The sequence below is a fragment of the Pedobacter ghigonis genome (genome assembly GCF_903166585.1).
Classification (GTDB): Bacteria; Bacteroidota; Bacteroidia; order Sphingobacteriales; family Sphingobacteriaceae; genus Pedobacter; species Pedobacter ghigonis.
On record NZ_CAESCM010000010.1, the window covers coordinates 171633 to 193394 of the forward strand.

At 39.2% G+C, this 21762-nt stretch carries 20 protein-coding genes; 16 read left to right on the forward strand and 4 right to left on the reverse strand.

The genetic code is table 11. The features are described 5' to 3' along the window. Window position 1 precedes the first annotated feature (1 nt). Window positions 2–715 (reverse strand): hypothetical protein, encoded by a 714-nt coding sequence (locus HWV58_RS15575; protein WP_175634976.1) that lies wholly within the window; start codon window positions 713–715, stop codon window positions 2–4. Window positions 716–785: 70 nt separating this feature from the next. Here HWV58_RS15575 and HWV58_RS15580 point away from each other — a divergent pair, with 70 nt between their 5' ends. From HWV58_RS15580 to HWV58_RS15605, 6 genes are all read left to right on the forward strand, one after another. Continuing rightward, complete coding sequence (locus tag HWV58_RS15580; RefSeq protein WP_175634977.1) at window positions 786–1514, forward strand: lysophospholipid acyltransferase family protein; 729 nt, start codon at window positions 786–788, stop codon at window positions 1512–1514. A 370-nt stretch (window positions 1515–1884) separates the two neighbouring features. Then, on the forward strand, window positions 1885–2748 hold the full coding sequence (locus HWV58_RS15585) for a YicC/YloC family endoribonuclease (protein ID WP_175634978.1): 864 nt from the start codon (window positions 1885–1887) through the stop codon (window positions 2746–2748). Window positions 2749–2818: 70 nt separating this feature from the next. Continuing rightward, window positions 2819–3388 carry a guanylate kinase gene (gene gmk / locus HWV58_RS15590; RefSeq protein WP_175634979.1) on the forward strand — a complete coding sequence of 190 codons (570 nt, stop codon included), beginning with the start codon at window positions 2819–2821 and terminating at the stop codon, window positions 3386–3388. 121 nt (window positions 3389–3509) lie between these two features. Then, window positions 3510–4085, forward strand: coding sequence for a nicotinate (nicotinamide) nucleotide adenylyltransferase (gene nadD / locus HWV58_RS15595; protein ID WP_175634980.1), 576 nt, complete (start codon window positions 3510–3512; stop codon window positions 4083–4085). 189 nt (window positions 4086–4274) lie between these two features. Further along, entirely contained in the window at window positions 4275–5894 is a 1620-nt protein-coding gene (locus HWV58_RS15600) for a glycoside hydrolase family 3 protein (protein ID WP_394354246.1), read from the forward strand. Between the two features lie 171 nt (window positions 5895–6065). Further along, entirely contained in the window at window positions 6066–6269 is a 204-nt protein-coding gene (locus HWV58_RS15605) for a hypothetical protein (RefSeq protein ID WP_175634982.1), read from the forward strand. A gap of 71 nt (window positions 6270–6340) precedes the next feature. Here HWV58_RS15605 and HWV58_RS15610 read toward each other — a convergent pair whose 3' ends face one another. Both HWV58_RS15610 and HWV58_RS15615 read right to left on the reverse strand, forming a co-directional pair. Further along, complete coding sequence (locus HWV58_RS15610; RefSeq protein ID WP_175634983.1) at window positions 6341–6727, reverse strand: hypothetical protein; 387 nt, start codon at window positions 6725–6727, stop codon at window positions 6341–6343. A 41-nt stretch (window positions 6728–6768) separates the two neighbouring features. Beyond that, window positions 6769–7302 carry a thioredoxin family protein gene (locus HWV58_RS15615; RefSeq protein ID WP_175634984.1) on the reverse strand — a complete coding sequence of 178 codons (534 nt, stop codon included), beginning with the start codon at window positions 7300–7302 and terminating at the stop codon, window positions 6769–6771. 194 nt (window positions 7303–7496) lie between these two features. On the opposite strand from HWV58_RS15615, the gene HWV58_RS15620 reads away from it, so the two are divergent. The 9 genes from HWV58_RS15620 to HWV58_RS15660 all read left to right on the forward strand — a co-directional run bounded on the left by HWV58_RS15620 (window position 7497) and on the right by HWV58_RS15660 (window position 18724). After that, window positions 7497–8153: a TatD family hydrolase gene (locus HWV58_RS15620; RefSeq protein WP_175634985.1), complete on the forward strand. Its 657-nt coding sequence runs from the start codon at window positions 7497–7499 to the stop codon at window positions 8151–8153. 83 nt (window positions 8154–8236) lie between these two features. Continuing rightward, window positions 8237–9031: a tRNA threonylcarbamoyladenosine dehydratase gene (locus HWV58_RS15625; protein WP_175634986.1), complete on the forward strand. Its 795-nt coding sequence runs from the start codon at window positions 8237–8239 to the stop codon at window positions 9029–9031. A 78-nt stretch (window positions 9032–9109) separates the two neighbouring features. Beyond that, on the forward strand, window positions 9110–12325 hold the full coding sequence (locus tag HWV58_RS15630) for a UvrD-helicase domain-containing protein (protein ID WP_175634987.1): 3216 nt from the start codon (window positions 9110–9112) through the stop codon (window positions 12323–12325). Continuing rightward, on the forward strand, window positions 12326–15184 hold the full coding sequence (locus HWV58_RS15635) for a PD-(D/E)XK nuclease family protein (protein ID WP_235972743.1): 2859 nt from the start codon (window positions 12326–12328) through the stop codon (window positions 15182–15184). A gap of 103 nt (window positions 15185–15287) precedes the next feature. Next, complete coding sequence (locus tag HWV58_RS15640) at window positions 15288–15845, forward strand: GNAT family N-acetyltransferase (RefSeq protein WP_175634988.1); 558 nt, start codon at window positions 15288–15290, stop codon at window positions 15843–15845. 246 nt (window positions 15846–16091) lie between these two features. After that, window positions 16092–17078 carry a pyruvate dehydrogenase complex E1 component subunit beta gene (locus HWV58_RS15645; protein ID WP_124562700.1) on the forward strand — a complete coding sequence of 329 codons (987 nt, stop codon included), beginning with the start codon at window positions 16092–16094 and terminating at the stop codon, window positions 17076–17078. Between the two features lie 158 nt (window positions 17079–17236). Then, a complete protein-coding gene (locus HWV58_RS15650) occupies window positions 17237–17713 on the forward strand; it encodes a hypothetical protein (protein ID WP_175634989.1) in 477 nt (158 codons plus the stop codon). Window positions 17714–17735: 22 nt separating this feature from the next. Then, entirely contained in the window at window positions 17736–18308 is a 573-nt protein-coding gene (locus HWV58_RS15655; protein WP_175634990.1) for a pentapeptide repeat-containing protein, read from the forward strand. A 41-nt stretch (window positions 18309–18349) separates the two neighbouring features. Next, entirely contained in the window at window positions 18350–18724 is a 375-nt protein-coding gene (locus tag HWV58_RS15660) for an iron chaperone (protein ID WP_175634991.1), read from the forward strand. Here the strand turns inward: HWV58_RS15660 and HWV58_RS15665 are convergent. Continuing rightward, entirely contained in the window at window positions 18721–19293 is a 573-nt protein-coding gene (locus HWV58_RS15665) for a hypothetical protein (RefSeq protein ID WP_175634992.1), read from the reverse strand. The genes HWV58_RS15660 and HWV58_RS15665 overlap by 4 nt on opposite strands. Window positions 19294–19435: 142 nt before the next feature. Between HWV58_RS15665 and HWV58_RS15670 the strand changes: the two genes are divergently transcribed. Next, window positions 19436–21727, forward strand: coding sequence for a Tex family protein (locus HWV58_RS15670; RefSeq protein ID WP_175634993.1), 2292 nt, complete (start codon window positions 19436–19438; stop codon window positions 21725–21727). The last annotated feature ends 35 nt before the right edge of the window (window positions 21728–21762 follow it).

Consider the following 21762-nt stretch of genomic DNA (forward strand, 5'->3'; position numbering starts at 1 on the left):
TTTATAAGGGCGTATTCAATGTATCTAAATATTGCCGGGCCGATTTTTTAATGTATCCCGCTGCATCATAAGTATTCCACTTTTTAATCTGCTTATGTTTAGGCCTGTAATTTACCATAAACACCTCCAGCTCTTTCCCTGTTAAACTCGTATTCCTTTTTACCAGACTCTGATTAAAAAACTTGTCTATTTCAAGTTCCTTTAGCTCCTCATTATAATACCTGTCAAACCGCCTGGCTCTTTTTCTTTCTGCGCTAAACAATTCCATTATAGCTGCAAGCGGGTAGCGCATATAGTGAAGCGGATTTCTGTTCTTCCCATAAAAGTAAGTCTTCTTACGATGTTCTAACCTAACAGCCAATAAGTTTTCTTGTTTGTTTTCTGCCTTAATTGTTACATCTTCCAAAATCATATCCGCCCGAATAAGGTTTACAATAAAATCTTTATCGCTTTTAACAATCACGTACTGATTATCGAACTTTCTCTTCTGGACTAATAACGTATCGCCAATTTTTGCTGCGATTTGAAAGAAGCCCATATCATTTGTGCCAACCCCTTGATTGGTGCGGGTATTGGTTACAACAGCCAGGGCAATTCGAATGTCGGTCCCTTTTTCAAAAACAACACCTTTTGAAACAACAGCCTGTGCCATAATATTTTCAGGTACAATCAGAAAGCTTATAGAAAGAAAAAAGAGCGTAAAAAATGCTTTCATATCTGTAAGATATTTTTCGTAAAATTAACACTTGTTACACGTTCAAACTGTTAACAAAACGTTAATAAACATGAGAAAGCTACTGGGTGGATTTTATTTATTGTACGCTGCAATGGTATTCTTTATACTCATGGTGATCGTTTGCCCGTTTATCATGCTCAGTATGGGGATTTTTAACGAAAAAAACGGCCGGAAGATTTCTTTCTATTTCCTAAAATTATGGGCCTGGGGTTTCAGTCTATTTACCTGCCTGTGGTTTATTGCCAGAGGCGCTAAAATTGATACCGCGAGGGTTTACATTTACGTAGGCAACCACAGTTCGTTTTTAGATGCTGTGGCCATCGTACTAGGCATACCGCAGGCTTTTAGTCCGCTGGGAAAAATAGAAATGCTTAAAATACCGGTTTTTGGCTGGATCTATAAGCGGTTGGTGGTGATGATCGACCGCAGCAGCCGGGAAAGCCGTGATCATTCTGTAGCCGAATTGCGTAAAGACCTCGCCGAAGGGCAATCGATTCTAATTTTCCCCGAAGGAACGATGAATAAATCAGATCAACCTTTAGCTCCTTTTTACGATGGTGCTTTTCGTTTAGCGATAGAAACCCAAACGCCCATCTTACCCTTTGCCATACTCAACAGCAGAGCACATTTACCGCGAACCGATCCGCTATTGTTGTATCCGGGAACCATTAAAACGGTATTTGGCGAAGCTGTTGAAGTGAAAGGTTTGGGAACAGAAGATCTGGAAGAATTGAAGCAAAAAACGTTTAATGCGATTTTAAACTTGCTGGAAAAGTAGCACAGTACTTCTTTTGATCAGAAAATGCGTGCTCCGGTACTTTTGGCCAAATCAGTCCTGTTGTCCGTTTTATCCCGATGAAAAATCGGGGATGTCACTCCCATCACGTTTAAGAACCGATGTTCTGCAATTGTATGGAACAGGCCCGGCCAAAAGCTACAGAACCCTGTAAATAAACCCTATTGAAATGAAAAATCCACAGCGCAGCCCGGACTTGTAATGAAAAGCGGGACTGTAATTCCAATGAAATGCTTAGCGCTCGTTTTCCAAATGTAAAAGTATTTCAGCCGATCAGCTATAACTCTGGCTCCTTGCCCATTATTATTTCTCCTTTCGGCTTAAAACCCTATCTTTGCGCATGATAAAATCCATGACAGGATACGGCTTAGCAACAGCCGATTATGCAAATGCAAAGTATAGTGTCGAAATCAAATCGCTCAACAGTAAATTCCTGGAGCTCAATTTAAAATACCCTAAAGCTTTTTCTGATAAAGAGTTGATTCTGCGTAACATGTGCAGTAAAGATATCGAAAGAGGAAAAGTAAGTTTAAGCATCAATGTAGAACGCACCAATGGTGAAGTTACAGGTGCTACAATTAATACCGCACTATTAAGCCACTACTACCAACAACTTGTTGCGGTTAACAATGAATTAGGAGCCGATAGCAGTAATTTATTGCAAACTGCCTTAACTTTTCCGGATGTGATTAGTTATAAAGAAGAAAGTGTAAGCGAAGATGAGTGGAACCACTTATACCAGATTTTCACTTCTGCCTTAGCCAACTTTAATAAATTTAGAGAAGACGAAGGTGCGGTATTAAAGGCCGATTTAGAATTGAGGATCAAAAACATTCTTTCTTACTTTAAATCTGTTGAAGAACTGGAGCCAAAAAGGATTGCAGCTATCCGCGATAAGTTTAGCCAGTTTTTAGAGGATGCAGTGGGTAAGGTAAACATAGACCAGAACCGTTTTGAGCAGGAATTAATCTATTACATTGATAAGATTGATATTACCGAAGAAAAAACACGTTTGAAAAGTCACTGCGATTATTTCTTGCAAACCCTGGCAAGTAAGGAAGCAAACGGCAAAAAAATGGGCTTTATCTCGCAGGAAATAGGACGGGAAATTAACACCATGGGTGCTAAGGCAAACGATGCCCAGATGCAACAATTTGTGGTGGGAATGAAAGAAGAATTAGAAAAGATAAAAGAACAATTATTAAACGTACTATAAAAAGGTTTAAAGCATAAAGACTGAAGCATTAAGCTTTGGCCTTTCTGCTTCAAGCTTTAGGCTTATAACAATGACACAAGGTAAATTAATCATATTTTCGGCACCATCAGGAGCAGGTAAAACCACCATCGTACATCATTTATTACAGAAATTTCCTGAGCTGAGCTTTTCTATTTCTGCAACTACCCGCGAGTTAAGGGGAACAGAAAAACACGAAAACGATTACTATTTCATCAGTAAGGAAGAGTTTTTACATAAAGTGGCCCATCAGGAGTTTGTTGAGTTTGAAGAGGTTTATAACGGAACTTTTTATGGCACCTTACGTTCAGAAATAGAACGCATCTGGAATGAGGGCAAACACGTTATTTTCGATATTGATGTAGAGGGCGGTATTCGTTTGAAAAGAAAGTACGAAGAAGATGCATTGGCCATTTTTGTTCAGCCGCCATCGTTAGAGGTATTAAAAGAACGTTTAAGCGGTCGCGGAACAGATAGTCCTGAAAAACTACAGGAGCGTTTCGTTAAAGCCGAGAAAGAACTGCTTTATGCTGATAAGTTTGATGTAATTTTAAAAAACTTTGACCTGGCAACCGCCTGCGCAGAAGCAGAGCAGTTGGTTGGTGATTTCCTGAAGAAATAATCCATCATTGCATACATATGCAATAGACTTTGCAGCGTGCGAAGCAATCTTTTAATTCTGATGAGATTGCTTCGGCTCGCTCAATCCAGCCTCGCAATGACGGGTACAAACACTGAAAAACATGAAAACAGGCCTCTTCTTCGGTTCTTATAACCCCATTCATACCGGCCATTTAATTATTGCCAACTATATGGCCAATCATACTGAGCTGGATGAAGTATGGCTGGTGGTTTCTCCGCATAACCCATTAAAAGATAAAAATGGTTTAACCAACATGTACGACCGGTTGGAGATGGCCAAACTTGCCACCGAAAATGCCGAGCACATTCGGGTGAGTGATATTGAGTTTGCCCTACCACAACCTTCTTACACCATCGATACCTTAACTTATTTGCACGAAAAATATCCGGAAAAGGAATTTGTGTTAATTATGGGGGCCGATAACCTGGTTTCGTTTAAGAAATGGAAAAACTACGAGGTATTGTTAAAAAACTATCAGATTTACGTTTACCCAAGACCGGGGACTAATGTTACAGATTGGGAGAACCACCCGGCAATTACTTTTACCCAAACACCTTTAATGGAAATTTCTTCAACCTTTATCCGCAAGGCTATTAAAGCACAAAAGAATGTCCAGTTTTTCTTACCCGATAAAGTAATCGATTTTATTGAGGGCAAAGGAATGTATAAATCATAACCCCAGCACTTTTCTTAAAACCTACTGTATTAAATCGATTACTTGGACGAGTTTTTGTTTAATACGGCTTTGGTTTATTAATTTAGCTGAACTGATACAACAAAACAAGTGAAAAAAAATCTTTTTATACTCATTGCACTCTGTGGAACTGCATTTTCGGGCAGCGCACAACAAAAAACCTATTTAGAAATGTTAGCGAATCAACCTAAATGGGTCGATTCGGTTTTTAATAAGCTTAACCGCAGGGAGCGCATTGCGCAGATGTTCTTTGTACGTGCGCATACAAACCTGGGGCAAAAATATACCGATTCGGTTGGTCAGGTAATTAAGCGGGAGCAATTGGGTGGGGTTATATTTTTTCAGGGCGGTCCGGGTAGGCAGGCCATTGCCACCAATGCTTACCAGAAATTAAGCCATGTACCTTTAATTGTTGCCAATGATGGCGAATGGGGATTGGGTATGCGTTTAGACAGTACCATATCTTATCCTTACCAAATGGCCCTGGGAGCAATCCAGAATAAGGAACTTTTGTACAAAATGGGCTTAGAGGTAGCCAAAGATTATAAGCGCATGGGCATGCAGATGAATTTGGCCCCTGATGCCGACATCAACAACAACCCAAAAAACCCGGTGATTAATTACCGCTCTTTTGGCGAAAATAAATATAACGTAGCCACCAAAGTTGCAGCTTACATGAAAGGTATGCAGGATGGCGGCCTTTTAACTACGTTAAAACACTTTCCCGGTCACGGTGATACTGATGTGGATTCGCACTACGATTTACCTCAGCTTACCTTTTCGGCCACCCGGTTAGATACTTTAGAAATGTACCCTTTCAAAGAACTGATTAAGCAGGGAGCTTCGGGCGTGATGATTGCCCACATGAATATTCCCTCGTTGGATAATACACCGAATTTACCTTCTACACTTTCTAAACCTATAGTTACCGGTATTTTAAAGCAAAAACTAGGTTTTAAAGGCCTGATTATCTCCGATGCAATGGATATGAAAGGTGTGGTTAAATATTTTAAAAACGGAGAAGCTGATTTAATGGGGATTATTGCCGGAAACGATATCCTGGAACTTTCGGAAAATAGCGACAGGGCCATTAAACTGGTGCGTAAAGCCGTTAGGCAAGATCGCGTAAGTATGGCAGAAATAGACCAGAGTGTGCGCAAAATATTAACAGCAAAATACTGGGCAGGTTTATCCAGAAAAGATACCGTGGTAACACAAGGAATAGTTGCTGCAGTTAACCGAAACGCCAGCAACGCACTGGTGCAGGAACTGGCCAATGCTTCGGTTACTTTGTTAAAAGGCAAAGATTATATTAAACGGTTAATTCCGATCAGAAGAACAGCTATCATCAGTATTGGCGTACCTGCTGTTACTACTTTCCAGAAAGAAATTGCCAAAGGCTACTATAATTCGGTTTATTACGTTTTGGATAAAGATGCAAATCCTACACAAATCTCAAACATTGCCCGCGAAGTAGCTGCTTTTGATCAGGTTATCGTAGGTATTCACGATAGCCGCTCCCGTCCGGCCAACAACATGCCGCTAAATGCCGGAGTAAAAAACTTTATTAAAGAGCTATCAGCAAAAAATGCTGTTTTTGCCCTATTTGCCAATCCATATAACCTCGCAAGCCTGCCAGGCTTAGAAAATAGTAAGGGGCTTGTTGTGGCTTATCAGAAAGAAGATTATATGCAGATTTCGGCCGCAGCGGTAATTAATAACAGACTTGTGCCAACAGGTAAATTGCCGGTAAGTGTAGCGCCATTTTATAAATTTGGAGAGGGATTTTAATTTTAACCACAAAGGCACCAAGCGCACAAGGGATTGAGTTTTGAATGATTGAATGTTTTGGACATCCCCCATTCGCTCATTCAAAATTCATTCATTCGATTTTAGCCTTTCTATCTTTTCCCAAAACAATTTCTGGCTTTAAGCGATTATCTAATTATAAATCTTAATGTTATGATAGATCCAGAAAACGACAATTATTCCAGCGATCCAAACGATGCACTGCGCAGGGAGGATGAGGTAGAAAATATCAATGAAATTACCGGTGATGATACCAGTATTGAGCACGATAAAGATTTGCTGGAGCAGGCTGATGAAGCGTCAAGAGCTTCTTATGAGCTAAATCTTGATGACGAAACTAATGATTTAGAAGACTAAAAAAGCGGCAGGTCATATTGTTAAATCTGATCTGCCGTTTTTTAAGGGAAAGCTTTTGATTAAAGAAGGGATTATTTAGCGCTATTATTTAACTTAATAGAAATTTCATTCTCAATTCGAGCTATTTCAAACTCGCAAACAGTTATTTCATAATTTTTCAACCTTAAGTATTCAACAAAGTCATGATCTAAATGCATGCCTGGGTACTTCGATAAATAGTAGGGAAGATATGCAGGCCAAACCCATAAACCATCTGTAAAATAACTATCAGGTGCAATAAGCGCTTTAGTTTCAATATCAACAAAGTACCCCATCCAGGCAAAAGCTAGGATGCCATCTTTTAGGTAATTTATAATATCTAGATAATCTGGTTTCACATCATGATATTTTATTACATCCTGTAGAGGCTTAGCACTATCTATGATATTATATTCTTTAATAAAGCCGACATATTTCATTCTTAAGTTTCTTATTAAAATAAATATCGACCAGCTTTAAACTACTTTGCTTTTGGCTTATACGTTTCCGGATTAACGGCAGTAGTGGTCCATCCCTTTAAAAACGAGGTGATTTTCTTTACGTCATGACCAACTTTCTTTTTGCCATTAGCACCTACCTCTTCTGTTTCCAGGTACGACGAATTTTCGATGTGCAATACCTTTCCTTTTCCGTCCAAAACTAAAAACACCGGAAAACCGAAACGTTGCGGATAACCTAAACTAGCCAAAACACTTTCGTTTTTATTCTCAGGGCTATAATTAACCAAAACGGTTTCGAAATTATCGTTGATGTATTTTTTTAAGGTAGCTGTGCTATCAACCAAATTGTGGAAAGCAATACACCAGGTGCACCAGTTACCCCCAACCTGTAATAAAACATGTTTATTTTCTTTAGCTGCCTTGGTTACAGCTGCTGCAATATCAGCTTTGGCATCGGCCTGAGGGTTATAAATGTGAACTCCTTCCTTTTTCGCCTGGCTAAAAGCTCCTGTTGATACAAACACAGCCACCAATAGAATGATTATCTTTTTCATGATTTTTTAGAATAATAAAGTAAAAATAAGAAAGCCTACTAATGTAATAGATTATTCGCAAATTCTTTACAGAGCGGAAACATTCATTGGTCATTAACAGATTTGTTTTTACCAAAAGCTTTAATCGATCCCACACTTTCCACCATCCATCTTACATTTCCCATCTTCCATTTCTATATTATCTTTGTAGTTCAATGGATTTTTTAGACATACATAGCCACAAAACTGCTGCACAGCCAGGGGCTATCAGTATTCAAAGCTTATCGTTAACCAGCGATATCTTTCTCGCGATGCCTAAAAAAAAGCCAATTTCAGTTGGTTTACATCCCTGGTATGCCCAACTCGATGCTTTAGAAATGCAAATGCGTTATTTAGATGTTTTGGCGAGACAACCCAATGTAAAACTCATCGGCGAGTGTGGTTTAGATAAACTCAGGGGCGAAAATGTAAACAACCAGCTGGTTATTTTAACCGAACAAATCAAATTGGCTGAAGAGCTTAACAAGCCATTAATATTACACTGTGTAAAATGCTTTTCCGAGCTGATTTCACTTAAAGACAAGCTACAGGTTAAAGTTCCGATGATTATCCATGGTTTCAATAAAAACGAAGTACTGGGCAAGCAGCTGTTGGATAAAGGCTTCCTCCTTTCATTTGGAACCGCAATATTAAAAGCCGGCACAGGCGCAGCAAAACTGATAACGGAAACAGATAAGTTCTTTCTCGAAACAGATGATGCCGATATTCCAATCGCTGAAATTTATCAGGCTGCTGCCAATTTAAAAAAATGTACGGTTGATGAGCTTAAAGCTCGTATTTTTGCCAACTGGAAAAATTTGAATTTATTGTAAAATAGCCACGGAGACATTGAAACCACAGAAAAATATCAATTCTGTATTAATCGACTCTTCTTTGGTAAAATAGAAAAATTATAATGTCTGATGTAACCTGGCTTTCGCGCTCTGCCCTGCTTGTAGGAAATGATGGGATAGAAAAACTTCAAGCCAAACATGTTTTAGTAATTGGTTTAGGTGGTGTTGGCTCCTTCGCTGCAGAATTTATCTGCCGGTCGGGAGTTGGCGAAATGACTATTGTGGATGGTGATGTGGTAGATCCTACCAACAGGAACAGACAGCTGCCGGCTTTAGCTACCAACCATGGTGTATCCAAGGCCGAAATCATGCGCGAGCGTTTACAAGCTATAAATCCTGAATTAAAACTGCATGTAGTTGATACCTTTCTTACCCCTGAGAAGTGCAGGGAAATTTTAGAAAGCAAATTCGATTACATTATGGATTGCATCGATAGTGTAATGCCTAAAATTACCTTACTATCTACAGCGTTGGAGAAAAATATTCCAATTGTAAGCTCAATGGGTGCCGGTGGCAAAATGGATCCTACAAAATTAAGGATTACCATGCTTCCCGATACTTATCAATGTGTTTTTGCAAGTTACGTACGCAAACGACTAAACAAACTTGAAAACGCCGCAAAAATCAAGGCTGTTTTCTCGACCGAAGAAGTGGATAAAAACTCGATGATCATGACCGATGGCAGCAATTTTAAACGCTCGGCTTACGGAACTGTTTCTTACCTGCCTGCTGCATTTGGCGGAGCCTGTGCTTCGGTTGTAATCCGCGATTTACTTGGCTTAAAAATCGAAATGGCTGAAAGACCAGCCAGAATCAGTCATAAAACACTTAATAAAAGAAAGAAGAAAAAGGCTTAACGGAATATAATTGTTGATATCATGATTTCGCGAAGATTTTAAATTGTTGTAAGTTTAAAATCCGAGAGCAATCATATTATGCCCAAACCACTTAAAATTCTTCAGGCTTCTGCCGGTTCTGGTAAAACGTTCAGTTTAACAGCACATTACCTCACGCTACTATTTTCCGGCGAGAATAAATACCGCGAAATTTTAGCTGTTACCTTCACCAACAAGGCTACAGAGGAAATGAAAACCCGGATTCTGGAAGTGCTGCTGGGATTGGCAAAGGGTAATCCATCAAAGAAAACAGACGATTACCGGCAGCTCATTTTACAGGCTTATCCCGAAATGAGCGGTCAGGAGCTGCAATTTAAAGCAGATAAAATCTACCGTAAAATCCTGCACGATTATAGCCGCTTTTCGGTTAGTACCATTGATGGTTTCGTGCAAAAAGTAATCCGTGGTTTCGCTTTCGAGCTAGGCCTTAATGCGGATTATAATTTAGAGATGAATTATGATAAAGTTAAAGATGACCTGGTTGCCAAACTGGATGAAGCTTTAGACCATAATAAACAGCTCTTACAATGGATTATCGATCTGGCTATCGAGCGTATCAGCGACAATAAAAGCTGGAATTATAAATTCGAACTCTACAACCTGATCGGGGAAATTTTTTCTGAACGTTTCCAGATTTTTGAAGATGCGGTAACTGCTTTGGGCTTAGAGAATATCGATGAGCTTTTCAAGAAATATATCAGCATCACTAAAGCCGAGATCAAAAATTTCGAAGATGAAATTATCCGCATTGCTACCGATGCACACGAAGCCCTAGGTGTTACCGGTGTCGAGAATGAGCACCTTAAAGGGAAATCGCGTAGTGCACTGGCCAAAATCATACTCATTGCCCGTGGCGATTTCTCTAAAATAGAGCCACTCTTCAACCTGATTGATGAGCCGGATGAGTGGTTTCAAAAAAATGCGAACTTCCCAGAGGCCTACGAAATTGTAAATCCGCTGCTCAAACACCTTAAAACCCATTATTTAGCGCATTTACCCAATTACAGCCTGGCCATTGCCTTTAACAAAAACCTGTATTATTTAAGGTTAATGCAGGAAATTGCCGTGCTTTTAAAAGAATATCGCGCAGAAAACGATAACCTCCTTATTAGTGATGCACAGAAATTAATTTCGGGCATAACCGAAGATGCGGGCGATAATCCTTCGTTCATCTGGGAAAAGGTGGGCAACAGGTACCGCAATTTCCTGTTCGATGAATTTCAGGATACTTCAACCAGCCAGTGGGGAAGTTTTAAATCGCTACTCACCAATGCCATGGCCACGCCAAGCGAAACCCTGATCGATCACCTCATCGTGGGCGATACCAAACAATCTATTTACCGCTGGCGCAATGGCGATTGGAATATCCTTCATCAACATGCCAGGCGCGATGTTGGTGCAGAAAATGTAATGGAAGACAGCCTGGCTGAAAATTACAGGAGTACAGAAAACATCATCACTTTCAACAATTTTCTTTACCGGTCTGTTCCGCTTGTGCTGCAAAATGAATTAAATCAAAACCTGCTTACCAAACCCGAAAGCATTTCATCGTGGTGGGAAGCAGCACACTATACGCAGATTATAACTGATATTTACAGCACTTCGACCCAAAACTTTGCTACAAATACCCCGAAAGGCGGGACTATAAAAATTAAAAAATTTGGGAAAGAACATGCGCCTAACGAGGTCCGTTTCACCGAAACTACTTTCAGAGATATTGCTCTGGATGATATTATCAGCGAAATCAAAATACTCCGGGAGCATAACTATGCTTTAAAGGATATCGCCATTTTGGTCCGTTCCAATAGCGAAGCTATGCTCACGGTTAGAAAATTAATGGAGCATAAATTACCCGTATTATCCGGCGATGCACTATTGATATCGAACAACTCGGCCATACAACTGATTATTAATACACTAAAGGTACTTATTGGCCTCGAATCGCAAACGGCTCTGTACAAAGCCAATTGCATCGCACTTTATCGCGCTTTACAGGAAAAAGAAGTAAACGCCAACGATTACCTTAACCTTACTAACCGGCCACTAAACAGCCTTAACGAAGTTTTACCTCCTGCCCTTTGCGAAAACTGGCAGAGCTGGTTACAGCTACCATTGCCAGAACTGGTAGAAATTTTAATTGAAAGCTATGGTTTAAAAAACCTGCCTGCTAACTTACCCTATTTACTCGCTTTTAGAGATTTAACCGCTTCGGCAGGCAAACTGGGCGAAAAGGGAATTATTGCCTTTTTAACTTGGTGGGAAGAAGATGGTATTAAAAAGTCTTTACCATCTCCCGAAGGTGCAGATGCGATCCAGATCATTACCATCCACAAATCGAAAGGGCTTGCTTTTAGGGCCGTTTTTGTTCCATATTGCAACTGGGAAATCAAAGGTAAGGCAAACGGCACTTTCTGGGTTTCATCAGATGAAACTGTTTATAAAGAGTTACGTGGCATTCCGTTAAAATACAACGAAGCCCTGGCCGATTCGGCAATTGCCAAAGCTTATTACGAAGAATTGCTGTACAATAACATGGATGCGCTGAACATGCTTTATGTGGCAACTACACGCTCAAAAGATTACCTTTATATCGCTACCATGGCTAAAAAGGAACTTAAACTCTCCAATATGGGCGATGTAATCAACCTCACTTTCGAAAATGAATTTGATGAAAACGGGGTGTACGAAATTGTAGATTTTGTTTCGGCAGAGAGCAAAAATGAAGAAGCAAACTTTATCGATCTGAAAAGCTATCCAACCACTACACGCTTATCAGAATTATATATCCCCTCCGAAGATAAACACCTTAGACATTTGGTCAATATCGAAAAATCGGGGAGAAAAGGATCCCTGCTCCACGATATTTTAGCCAATGCCAGTACCCAAAAGGAAGTTGAGGCTTATATTACCAATTTGATTTTAGATGGCATTGTACAGGAAGATGAAAAGCCAAACCTGATTTCGAAAGCTTTGGAAGTGCTAGAAAATGCTGATTTAAAAGCAGTTTTAAGCAAAGCTACCGGTAGCATTACAGAAAAAAATATTATCGATGCAAAAGGCAAACTTCACCGCCCCGACCGTATTTTGTTCAATAATGATGAGGTAATTATCCTCGACTACAAGTTTACACTTACCGAAAGCGATAAACACCTGGAGCAGGTAGAAAACTATAAAAATCTGCTTTTAGAAATGGGGCATACGCAGGTTTCGGCCTATTTGTTTTACGCCATCAGTGGCAAATTAAAGTTAGTATAAATGATTAAGCCGTTTTTACAGGAAGTTGCCGAAGATCTGATTGAAAAATTTGGAGCCGATATCCAGCATTGCGCTATTGTTTTTAACAATAAACGCCCAGCTGCCTATATGCAGAAATACCTGGCCGATATAATTAAAAAGCCGTTTTTTAGTCCATCATTTTATACCATACAAGAGTTTTTTGCAGCAGCCACCAATTATAAAATTGCCGATTTTTACCTGCAGTTTTTCACCCTGCATAAAATTTACAATCAGCTTTTAGCCGAAGAGAAATTAGAACCGATTTCGAGCCATAAGTTTTTTCCGCTGGCTAAGATTATCCTGAGCGATTTTACCCAGATTGATAACGACCTTGTCGATGCCGAAAAACTTTATCGCGACCTGGAAGATATTTCAGTAATCAATAAAGATTTCGATTATTTAAGTCCCGAACAATATGAGTTTTTAGCACAATTCTGGACTTCCTACTCTGAAGGAAAACATAAAAAGCAGCAGGAACTTTTCATTAAAATGTGGCGCAGGATGCCAAAACTTTACCATAAGTTTCACGCCGCCCTTAAAGCACAGGATTATTTAACCAATGGCTATGTGTACCGCCATTTAGCGGAAGAAATAGGCCAACGAGAAAATTTGCCGGTAGATTTTGAAAAAGGAAAGATCATTTTGGTAGGTTTTAACGCGTTAACCAGGGCCGAAGCCAAAATATTTACGCAGCTACAGGAAGCAGATAAAGCGCTTTTCTATTTTGATGCAGACGAATACTACCTAAACGATCCATTGCAGGAAGCAGGCCTGTTTTTACGTAAAAACCTCAATCAGCTGGGTTTAAAAAATGTGTTCGAACACAGTACCAGTCTGATGAAAACCGAATCCCATCAGGTTAACGTTTTTAAAGTTCAGGGGCAATCGGCGCAGGCAAAAATATTAAACAACATACTGAAGGATGATTATTCAGACCTCCATGAAGTTGGCTCAACTGTTGTTGTACTGGCCGATGAAAGCCTGTTGATGCCTGCCTTGCAAACCATCCCAACCAGTTACAACCAAAAAAATATTGATTTAAACGTAACCATGGGTTTTGCCCTGGCTACCTCGAGCATATTCGGATTGGCAGATTTGTGGTTTTCCAGTCAACTGGAAATTATACACAATGGCAAAGTGAGCTACAAAAATGTAGAGGCATTTTTAACCCATCCGCTAACCGGCCTGAGTCAGAAAATGCGTGATAAAATCCTTACAGCGCTATTAACCGAAAATGAAGTAGAAATTCAGCACGAACGGCTGTTGCGCCAAAGTGGTTTGTTTGAAGTTTTCTACAAAAAAATTGATAGTCCCAAAAATGTAGTGCCGTATTTGCTGGCGGTATTAGATTTTATTTTAACCCGCTTATCGAACGCCAAAACGTTAAAGAAAATAGATGCCGAACTGTTTGTTAAAACCATACAGGAGCTTAACCGCCTCCACGATACCTTTGGCAAGCATATTGACCAAGAGGATGTAACCTTTGTAATCTATCTGGTGCAAAAATCGTTGCAGGCTATTGCCGTTCCACTTTCCGGCGACCCTTTAAACGGCATCCAGCTAATGGGTTTACTGGAAACCCGGAACCTAAATTTCGATAAAGTGGTAATTTTAGGTTTTAACGAAGGGATTATACCAAAATCATCAATTGGAAACAGTTTTATACCCGATAGCATCCGTAGAGTGTATGGCTTGCCTGTGCTCGAAAACCTTGATGCCATTTCATCCTACATGGTTTACCGGTTAATGCAACGCGCAAAGAACATCAACTTTGTGTATAACAGCCTTACCGACGAATCCACATCAGGCGAAGCCAGCAGGATTTTAAAGCAACTGGAATATGAAAGTGGTTTCAGTTTTGCTTATCATGAGCTTAATTTAGAGGTAAAAACCGAAGCCTTTAAAGAAGTAAAAATCGAAAAAACCAATAATGTTTTTATCCAGCAAACGCTGCAAAAATACCTCAATAAACAAAAAGTCCTTTCTCCATCTGCACTAACGCAATATATTTCGAATCCGATCGATTTTTTTTTCAACTACATAGCAGGCATTAAAGAACCCAAAGAAGTTAGCGCTGTGGTTGAAGCCAACGAAATTGGTTCTATTTTGCACAAGGTGATGGAATATTTCTACGAAGACTTAAGGAAAGCAGAAATCACAGCAGAAAAGATTAAGGGAAAAAGGAAGCAGATACCCGCTTTAACCCAAAAAGCTTTTAATGCGGTTATGTTCAACCATCCCGATAAGGTGATGGGGTATAAAGGCATGCAAAAGGTTATTTTATCTATTGTGGAAGCCTATGTACACATCATTTTAAATCAGGATGAAAACCAGGCTCCCTTTAACATAATTAGTTTGGAACAAAAGGTCGCGGCAGAAATTAGCTTCCCTTTAAAAAACCAGGAAGCGAGTATTAAAATTTTTGGTTTTATAGACCGTGTTGATGTGAAAGATGGCATAACCCGAATTGTAGATTATAAAACCGGAAGCGATAAACTTACTTTTAAAGATGTTGCTGAACTTTTCAACTCAGATGGAAAAAATATCAATAAAGCCTTGGTACAAACCTTACTTTACACCTACGCTTACGAACAATTTTCGGGTAAAATCGGTGTAGAACCGAATCTTTATGTGGTTAAAACCATGGCCGTAGATGGGGTTTGGTTTAAATCGGGCAGGCAAACACTTTCTGGTGAATACCTCGAAGAAATAAAACCAGAATTTCTTGCAGAGCTCAGAAAAAAACTGACTGAACTTTTTGAGGCGCCATATTTTGTAGCCAGCGCCATTGAGGATAATTACAAATACTCTATCTATAAAACTTTGTTTGGGAAATAGTTTTTAACCGCAAAGCAGGAAAAGACAAATCGCAAAGAACGCTAAGTCTTGTACTTTGCGAAAAAACTTTGCGCACTTTGCGGTTAATCCTTTAAATTTAAAAATGCTAACCTTAAACTTCACCAAATTTCCCGTATTAGAAACCGACAGGTTAATCCTTCGTGAGCATCAGTTATCAGATGCAGATAACTTATTTGCCATGCGAACCAATGAAACGGTGATGAAATACATCGATCGGGAAAGACCTAAAGATTTGTTAGAGATTAAGACCTTTATTACCACATTTAACGAAGGTTTCGAAAATGGCGATAATCTGGCCTGGGTAATCGCATTGAAAGAAAATCCAGAGCAAATGATTGGCTCTATAGGTTATTGGCGTACCGATTTCGCCAACCACAGGGCAGAGATTGGCTATATGCTGCATCCTGATTATTGGCGGAAAGGAATTATATCCGAAGCCCTGAAAAGAACCATTGATTTTGGTTTTGCGAACATGAACCTGCATACCATCAAAGCAAACATCAATATCGAAAACGATGCTTCGAGGCAAATACTGCTAAAACACGGTTTCGTAAAAGAAGCGCATTTCAGGCAGGATTATTATTTCAGGGGACAGTTTTTAGATAGTGAAATTTATGGTTTGTTGAATCCAAATCATTAAAAATCAATATTTCTAATTTTTCAGCCCTATATTTCAAAAAAAATATTTCGGGAAATAAGCAAACCAGAATGCAATCGCTGCTTTTATCAACATAAAAGCACAATAATATTTCCCTTATTCCCAATAAGTAAAAATCGCTGGCAAAAAACCTCGCAATCAACCACAATTATTACAAAACACACAGATTATTGCCTTTGGTTTCAACGCGATTAATAATTATATTTGCCACCGTTATTAAAATTTACAATGAGAGAAATCCAATTTAGAGAAGCACTACGCGAAGCCATGAGCGAAGAAATGCGTAAAGATGACCGCGTTTTTTTATTAGGTGAAGAAGTAGCAGAATATAACGGTGCATACAAAGTAAGTCAGGGTATGCTTGATGAGTTTGGTGCTAAACGTATTATCGATACACCGATTGCCGAATTAGGTTTCGCTGGTATTGCAACTGGTGCAGCAACTGCAGGCCTTATTCCAATTGTAGAGTTCATGACATTTAACTTCTCTTTAGTTGCAATCGATCAGATTATCAACGGAGCAGCTAAAATCTTATCAATGAGCGGTGGTCAGTTTTCATGCCCTATGGTTTTCCGTGGCCCAACAGGTAATGCTGGCCAATTAGGTGCACAACACTCACAAAACTTCGAAAACTGGTTTGCCAACACTCCAGGTTTAAAAGTAGTTGTTCCATCTACGCCTTATGATGCAAAAGGTTTATTAAAACAAGCTATCATTGATCCAGATCCGGTAATTTTCATGGAATCTGAGGTAATGTACGGCGATAAAGGCGATGTTCCTGCTGAAGAATATTATATCGAGTTCGGTAAAGCAAACGTAACCAAACAAGGTACTGATGTAACCATCGTAACTTTCGGTAAAATGTTAACACGTGTGGTAAACCCAGCTGTAGAAGAATTAACCAAAGAAGGAATCAATGTAGAAGTAATCGATTTACGTACTGTTCGTCCTATCGATTATGCAACCATCATCGAATCTGTTAAGAAAACAAATCGTTTAGTGGTAGTAGAAGAAGCATGGCCATTGGCTTCAATTTCTTCTGAAATTGCTTTCAACGTACAAAGAAATGCATTTGATTATTTAGATGCACCAGTTTTACGTATCACTTGTGCCGATGTTCCACTTCCATACTCACCAACTTTAATCGCAGCAAGCTTACCAAATGCTGAGCGCGTAATTAAAGCGGTAAAAGAAGTAATGTACGCAACAAAATAAATTGTCATTCTGAGCATAGCGAAGAATCTCATTAAATATACAGAATCCTCCAAAGCAATTTGGGGGATTTTTTTTACTGGTTTTTTTACACCTCTCAGATATTGAAAATCATATTTAAAATTGCATTTAAGGATAATTTTGAATAATATAGTATCCAAATGCGTGAAAAAATTAATGATTTTTTAACAATTGTAATTATCATTCCAATTGTTATGCTTTTCCTTTTGTTTTTCTTGCCCTTTATTGTGATTCATAAAATCAATTACTATTTCGAAAAAAAGAAAACTGATAAATTATATATTGATTACCTTCTAAAAATTGATGGACATAAATTCTTTTGTTACAATAACAGAAAACATACACAGGAATTTATCGAAGAACAGATTATACCAACCTTACCTAAAGATGTAAAATTGATTTTTCTCGACGGAAGGACTCCAAAATCAGAATATACTGAAAGATTTGCTTCTACAATTTTGTATCGTATCCAAAATCAGGTAGGTTTTCCTTATCTTCTAAAGATTCAAGAAGGTATTGTTCACGAAAAATCGATCAACAATGAACTTTACAATAGCTTAAACCAAGGCCACAGCACCAAGCCATTGCATGAGGCAATAAATAAATTTTATCAATAACTTCGCTCCATATCAAAATACTATGCCTGAATATATTGCCGACCAAACCTTCGAAAAAGCCGATTTCACTTTACGTGCATTGCCAAAAGCAGAATACGAAAACTGCAAATTCATCAACTGCGATTTTTCCAATTCAGATTTAAGTGGTGTCAAATTTCTGGATTGTCAGTTCACTTTTTGCAACCTAAGCCTGACAAGCATTACCAAAACAGTATTTAACGAAGTAAATTTCAGCGATTGCAAAATGTTGGGATTGAGGTTCGAAAACTGTAACGATTTCGGGCTGGCATTTAGCTTTAACAATGCAAAACTAGATCATTGCTCTTTCTACAAACTCAAATTGAAAAAAACGGCTTTTAAAAATTCACAGCTGCACGAAGTCGATTTTTCAGAAAGCGATCTTGCAGGTGCTACTTTCGAAAACTGCGATTTATTGAATGCCACGTTCGACAAAACCATGCTGGAAAAAGCAGATTTTAGAACGGCTTACAATTATTCTATAGATCCGGACAACAACAGGATCAAAAAAGCTAAATTCTCACAATCTGGTTTAGCTGGCTTGCTGCACAAATATGATATCGTAATCAGTCAGTAATTTATCTGAGATTCTTTGTAATTTCATAACAAGATAAAGTTATGGAACAACCAAAACCAGAAAACATCGATCAGTATATCGCCAATTTCCCTGCAGCAACCCAGAAACTGCTGCAACAAGTGCGCGAAACCATACAACGTGCAGTACCTGAGGCTAAAGAAGTAATTAGTTATGGCATGCCAGCCTTCAAGCAAAAGGGAATTTTAGTTTACTTTGCCGGCTATGCCAAACACATTGGCTTTTATCCTACCGGTTCTGGGATCGAAGCCTTTAAAAATGAATTTGGCAATTATAAATGGAGCAAAGGAGCTGTTCAGTTCCCGATAGATCAACCCATGCCTTTAGAGCTGATTACAAGAATTACCAAATTTAAAGCGGAAATAGATTTAGGGAAAGTAGTAAAGAAAAAAAGCTAAGCGATCCACACCTGATCTCCTCTATCAAAAACCCATTTGTCATTTATTTTTTTTGCATATATATAAGTGCCCATTCCCCATCCGCGGTATTTAGAAAACATAATTGATTGTTCGAAATAGTATTTTGCCCTATTCCCCTCCTTGTTAAAAATAACCCGGCTAAAAGTTAGATTTCCATTATAATTAAGATCTAACTTTATCGTATCTATATCTGCACTTATAATTTCAAATCCATCGCTCTTCATGCTTTTAAACGACTTGAATTGAAAAGCTACTGTACTTTTAACGTATTTTCCATGCTTTTGGTAATAGAGAGATTTAAATTTGTTCATCGAAAATAAAGAATCTGTAACCGAATATTTTCGTATTCTCTTTACTTCTTTGTGTGGAAGATTTTTCGTAAGAGCATACATATCTTTAAAATCGTTTTTTGAAACCCATACAATCCCTTTTTCAAATGTATTCAGGATCACTGTAACCTCTTCGTTTACGTTCTCTTCCTTCTTGAGCTTCCCGTTTTGGCAACCAAAGCAGAATATTAAAGTTATAATGATAAAAGCGTTCTTCATTTCTTAAAGATGACAGGTTTACTGTTTTTCCATAGAAACCCGTATAGCCAAAAACTTACTCACAAATTTCGGTGGAAAACTTGATTTTAAAAAGCCTTAATTTCTAAAAATCCTAACTAGCTTTGATCTTTTAATTTTAGATATGTTAACCCACCATAAAATAATTGCAGCCGAATTAAAAGTTGCAGAAAAGCAGGTAACTGCTACTATAAATTTGTTAGATGAAGGTGCAACTGTACCTTTTATTTCCCGTTACCGTAAAGAATTAACAGGCAGTTTGGATGAAGTTGAAGTTGCCGCAATCCGCGACCGTGTTTTGCAGTTACGCGATCTGGATAAGCGCCGCGAAGCCATCCTAAAATCCATGACCGATTTAGGAAAACTTACTCCTGAGCTCGAAAAACAGATTAACGAAGCAGAAACCATTTCGCTTTTAGAAGACATTTACCTGCCGTACAAACCTAAACGTAAAACGCGTGCATCGGTGGCTAAAGAAAAAGGACTTGAGCCATTAGCTTTACAGATTTTTGATCAAAACAGTTTCGACCTAGATACTGAAGCAGATAAATTTATAGATACCGAAAAAGGCGTAAATTCTTTGGAAGAGGCTTTGGCCGGAGCAAGGGATATTATTGCAGAGATGATTTCGGAAAATGCCGAAGCCCGTACTAAAATGCGTACTTACTTCCAAGAAAAGGCTGAATTTAAAGCTGAAGTAATTAAAGGTAAAGAAGAAGAAGGCATTAAATATAAAGATTACTTTGAGTGGAATGAGCCCGTTAAAACCGCAGCCTCGCACCGTGTACTCGCGATGCGCCGTGGTGAAAAGGAATTGATTTTACGCTTAGATGCCCTTCCTCCTGCAGAAGGTGCCATTGCATTATTGGAAAACCAGTTTGTTTTAGGTAATAATGCAGCTTCAAAACAAGTTCAGCAAGCTTTAGAAGATGGCTACAAACGCTTACTTGAACCAGCAATGGAAACGGAGTTGCGTGTTTTCACCAAACAAAAAGCCGACGAGGAAGCTATCCGTGTTTTTGCCGAAAATGCACGTCAGTTGTTACTTGCAGCACCTATGGGCCAAAAAAATGTATTGGCTATCGATCCGGGTTTCCGCACCGGTTGTAAAGTGGTTTGCCTGGATAAACAAGGTCAGTTATTGGAAAATACAGCCATTTACCCGCACACCGGACAAGGGAATGCAAAAAATGCTGAATTTACCATTCAACAGCTTTGCGAAAAATATGATATTGAAGCCATTGCCATTGGTAATGGAACAGCTGGACGGGAGACTGAAGCTTTCGTTCGGGGTTTAAATTTACCGCATATCACCATCGTTATGGTGAATGAAAGTGGTGCTTCTATTTATTCTGCATCAGAAGTTGCCCGCGAGGAGTTTCCTACACAGGATATTACCGTTCGTGGTGCGGTATCAATCGGTCGCCGCCTAATGGATCCACTGGCCGAACTGGTGAAAATCGATCCAAAATCTATTGGTGTTGGCCAGTACCAGCACGATGTGGATCAGAATAAATTACAAGCCAGTTTGGACGATACCGTAATCAGCGCGGTAAATGCCGTTGGGGTAGAACTAAATACCGCTTCGAAGCAGATCTTAGCCTATGTTTCGGGCTTAGGACCTGCTTTGGCACAAAACATTGTAGATTACAGAAATACTAATGGCGCGTTTAAAAACCGCGAAAGCCTTAAAAAAGTACCTCGCCTGGGCGATAAGGCCTACGAGCAGGCTGCAGGCTTCCTGCGCATCCGCAATGCCGAGAATGTATTGGACACCAGTGGTGTACACCCTGAACGTTACGCAGTGGTAGATAAAATGGCTAAAGACCTGGGCACAACGGTTTCTGCATTGATGAAAGATACGCAGCTGCAAAAACAGATTAAGCCACAGCAATATGTAACCGACGAAATTGGTCTGCCAACCCTTAACGATATCTTAAAAGAACTGGCAAAACCTGGCCGCGATCCACGTGAGCAATTTGAGGCATTTAGCTTCACCGATGGCGTTAACGAAATTGCCGATTTAAGAACAGGTATGAAATTGCCAGGTATTGTAACCAATATTACCAATTTTGGTGCCTTTGTTGATATTGGCGTTCACCAGGATGGATTGGTGCACACCAGCCAATTGGCAAACCGCTTCGTAGCCAACCCGAACGATGTGGTAAAAGTGCATCAGAAGGTTGAAGTTACGGTAATGGAAGTGGATGTGGCCCGTAAAAGGATTTCGCTATCGATGAAAACCGAAGCAAGTCCGAAGTCGGAAGTCCGTAGTCAGAAGCCTAGAGAGCAGAAACCAAAGCAAGATTACAAGCCGAATAATAATAAGCAAAACTTCAAACCGCGCAATGAGCCAAAAGACGCTGATGGTGATTTGCAAGAGAAACTGGCAAAACTGAAAGGTATGTTTAAATAAATTTCAAGCCGTCATTTCGATCCGTTAGCCATCGG

Excerpts from the sequence above, each read along its gene's own strand:
- HWV58_RS15655 (WP_175634990.1), top strand. The coding sequence starts at position 17,736 with ATGCCTGAATATATTGCCGACCAAACCTTCGAAAAAGCCGATTTCACT.
- HWV58_RS15610 (WP_175634983.1), bottom strand. The coding sequence starts at position 6,727 with ATGAAATATGTCGGCTTTATTAAAGAATATAATATCATAGATAGTGCT.
- HWV58_RS15640 (WP_175634988.1), top strand. The coding sequence starts at position 15,288 with ATGCTAACCTTAAACTTCACCAAATTTCCCGTATTAGAAACCGACAGG.
- HWV58_RS15620 (WP_175634985.1), top strand. The coding sequence starts at position 7,497 with ATGGATTTTTTAGACATACATAGCCACAAAACTGCTGCACAGCCAGGG.
- HWV58_RS15645 (WP_124562700.1), top strand. The coding sequence starts at position 16,092 with ATGAGAGAAATCCAATTTAGAGAAGCACTACGCGAAGCCATGAGCGAA.
- HWV58_RS15635 (WP_235972743.1), top strand. The coding sequence starts at position 12,326 with ATGATTAAGCCGTTTTTACAGGAAGTTGCCGAAGATCTGATTGAAAAA.
- HWV58_RS15660 (WP_175634991.1), top strand. The coding sequence starts at position 18,350 with ATGGAACAACCAAAACCAGAAAACATCGATCAGTATATCGCCAATTTC.
- HWV58_RS15625 (WP_175634986.1), top strand. The coding sequence starts at position 8,237 with ATGTCTGATGTAACCTGGCTTTCGCGCTCTGCCCTGCTTGTAGGAAAT.
- HWV58_RS15670 (WP_175634993.1), top strand. The coding sequence starts at position 19,436 with ATGTTAACCCACCATAAAATAATTGCAGCCGAATTAAAAGTTGCAGAA.
- HWV58_RS15650 (WP_175634989.1), top strand. The coding sequence starts at position 17,237 with ATGCGTGAAAAAATTAATGATTTTTTAACAATTGTAATTATCATTCCA.
- HWV58_RS15600 (WP_394354246.1), top strand. The coding sequence starts at position 4,275 with ATGTTAGCGAATCAACCTAAATGGGTCGATTCGGTTTTTAATAAGCTT.
- HWV58_RS15580 (WP_175634977.1), top strand. The coding sequence starts at position 786 with ATGAGAAAGCTACTGGGTGGATTTTATTTATTGTACGCTGCAATGGTA.
- HWV58_RS15585 (WP_175634978.1), top strand. The coding sequence starts at position 1,885 with ATGACAGGATACGGCTTAGCAACAGCCGATTATGCAAATGCAAAGTAT.
- HWV58_RS15615 (WP_175634984.1), bottom strand. The coding sequence starts at position 7,302 with ATGAAAAAGATAATCATTCTATTGGTGGCTGTGTTTGTATCAACAGGA.
- gmk (WP_175634979.1), top strand. The coding sequence starts at position 2,819 with ATGACACAAGGTAAATTAATCATATTTTCGGCACCATCAGGAGCAGGT.
- HWV58_RS15575 (WP_175634976.1), bottom strand. The coding sequence starts at position 715 with ATGAAAGCATTTTTTACGCTCTTTTTTCTTTCTATAAGCTTTCTGATT.
- nadD (WP_175634980.1), top strand. The coding sequence starts at position 3,510 with ATGAAAACAGGCCTCTTCTTCGGTTCTTATAACCCCATTCATACCGGC.
- HWV58_RS15630 (WP_175634987.1), top strand. The coding sequence starts at position 9,110 with ATGCCCAAACCACTTAAAATTCTTCAGGCTTCTGCCGGTTCTGGTAAA.
- HWV58_RS15665 (WP_175634992.1), bottom strand. The coding sequence starts at position 19,293 with ATGAAGAACGCTTTTATCATTATAACTTTAATATTCTGCTTTGGTTGC.
- HWV58_RS15605 (WP_175634982.1), top strand. The coding sequence starts at position 6,066 with ATGATAGATCCAGAAAACGACAATTATTCCAGCGATCCAAACGATGCA.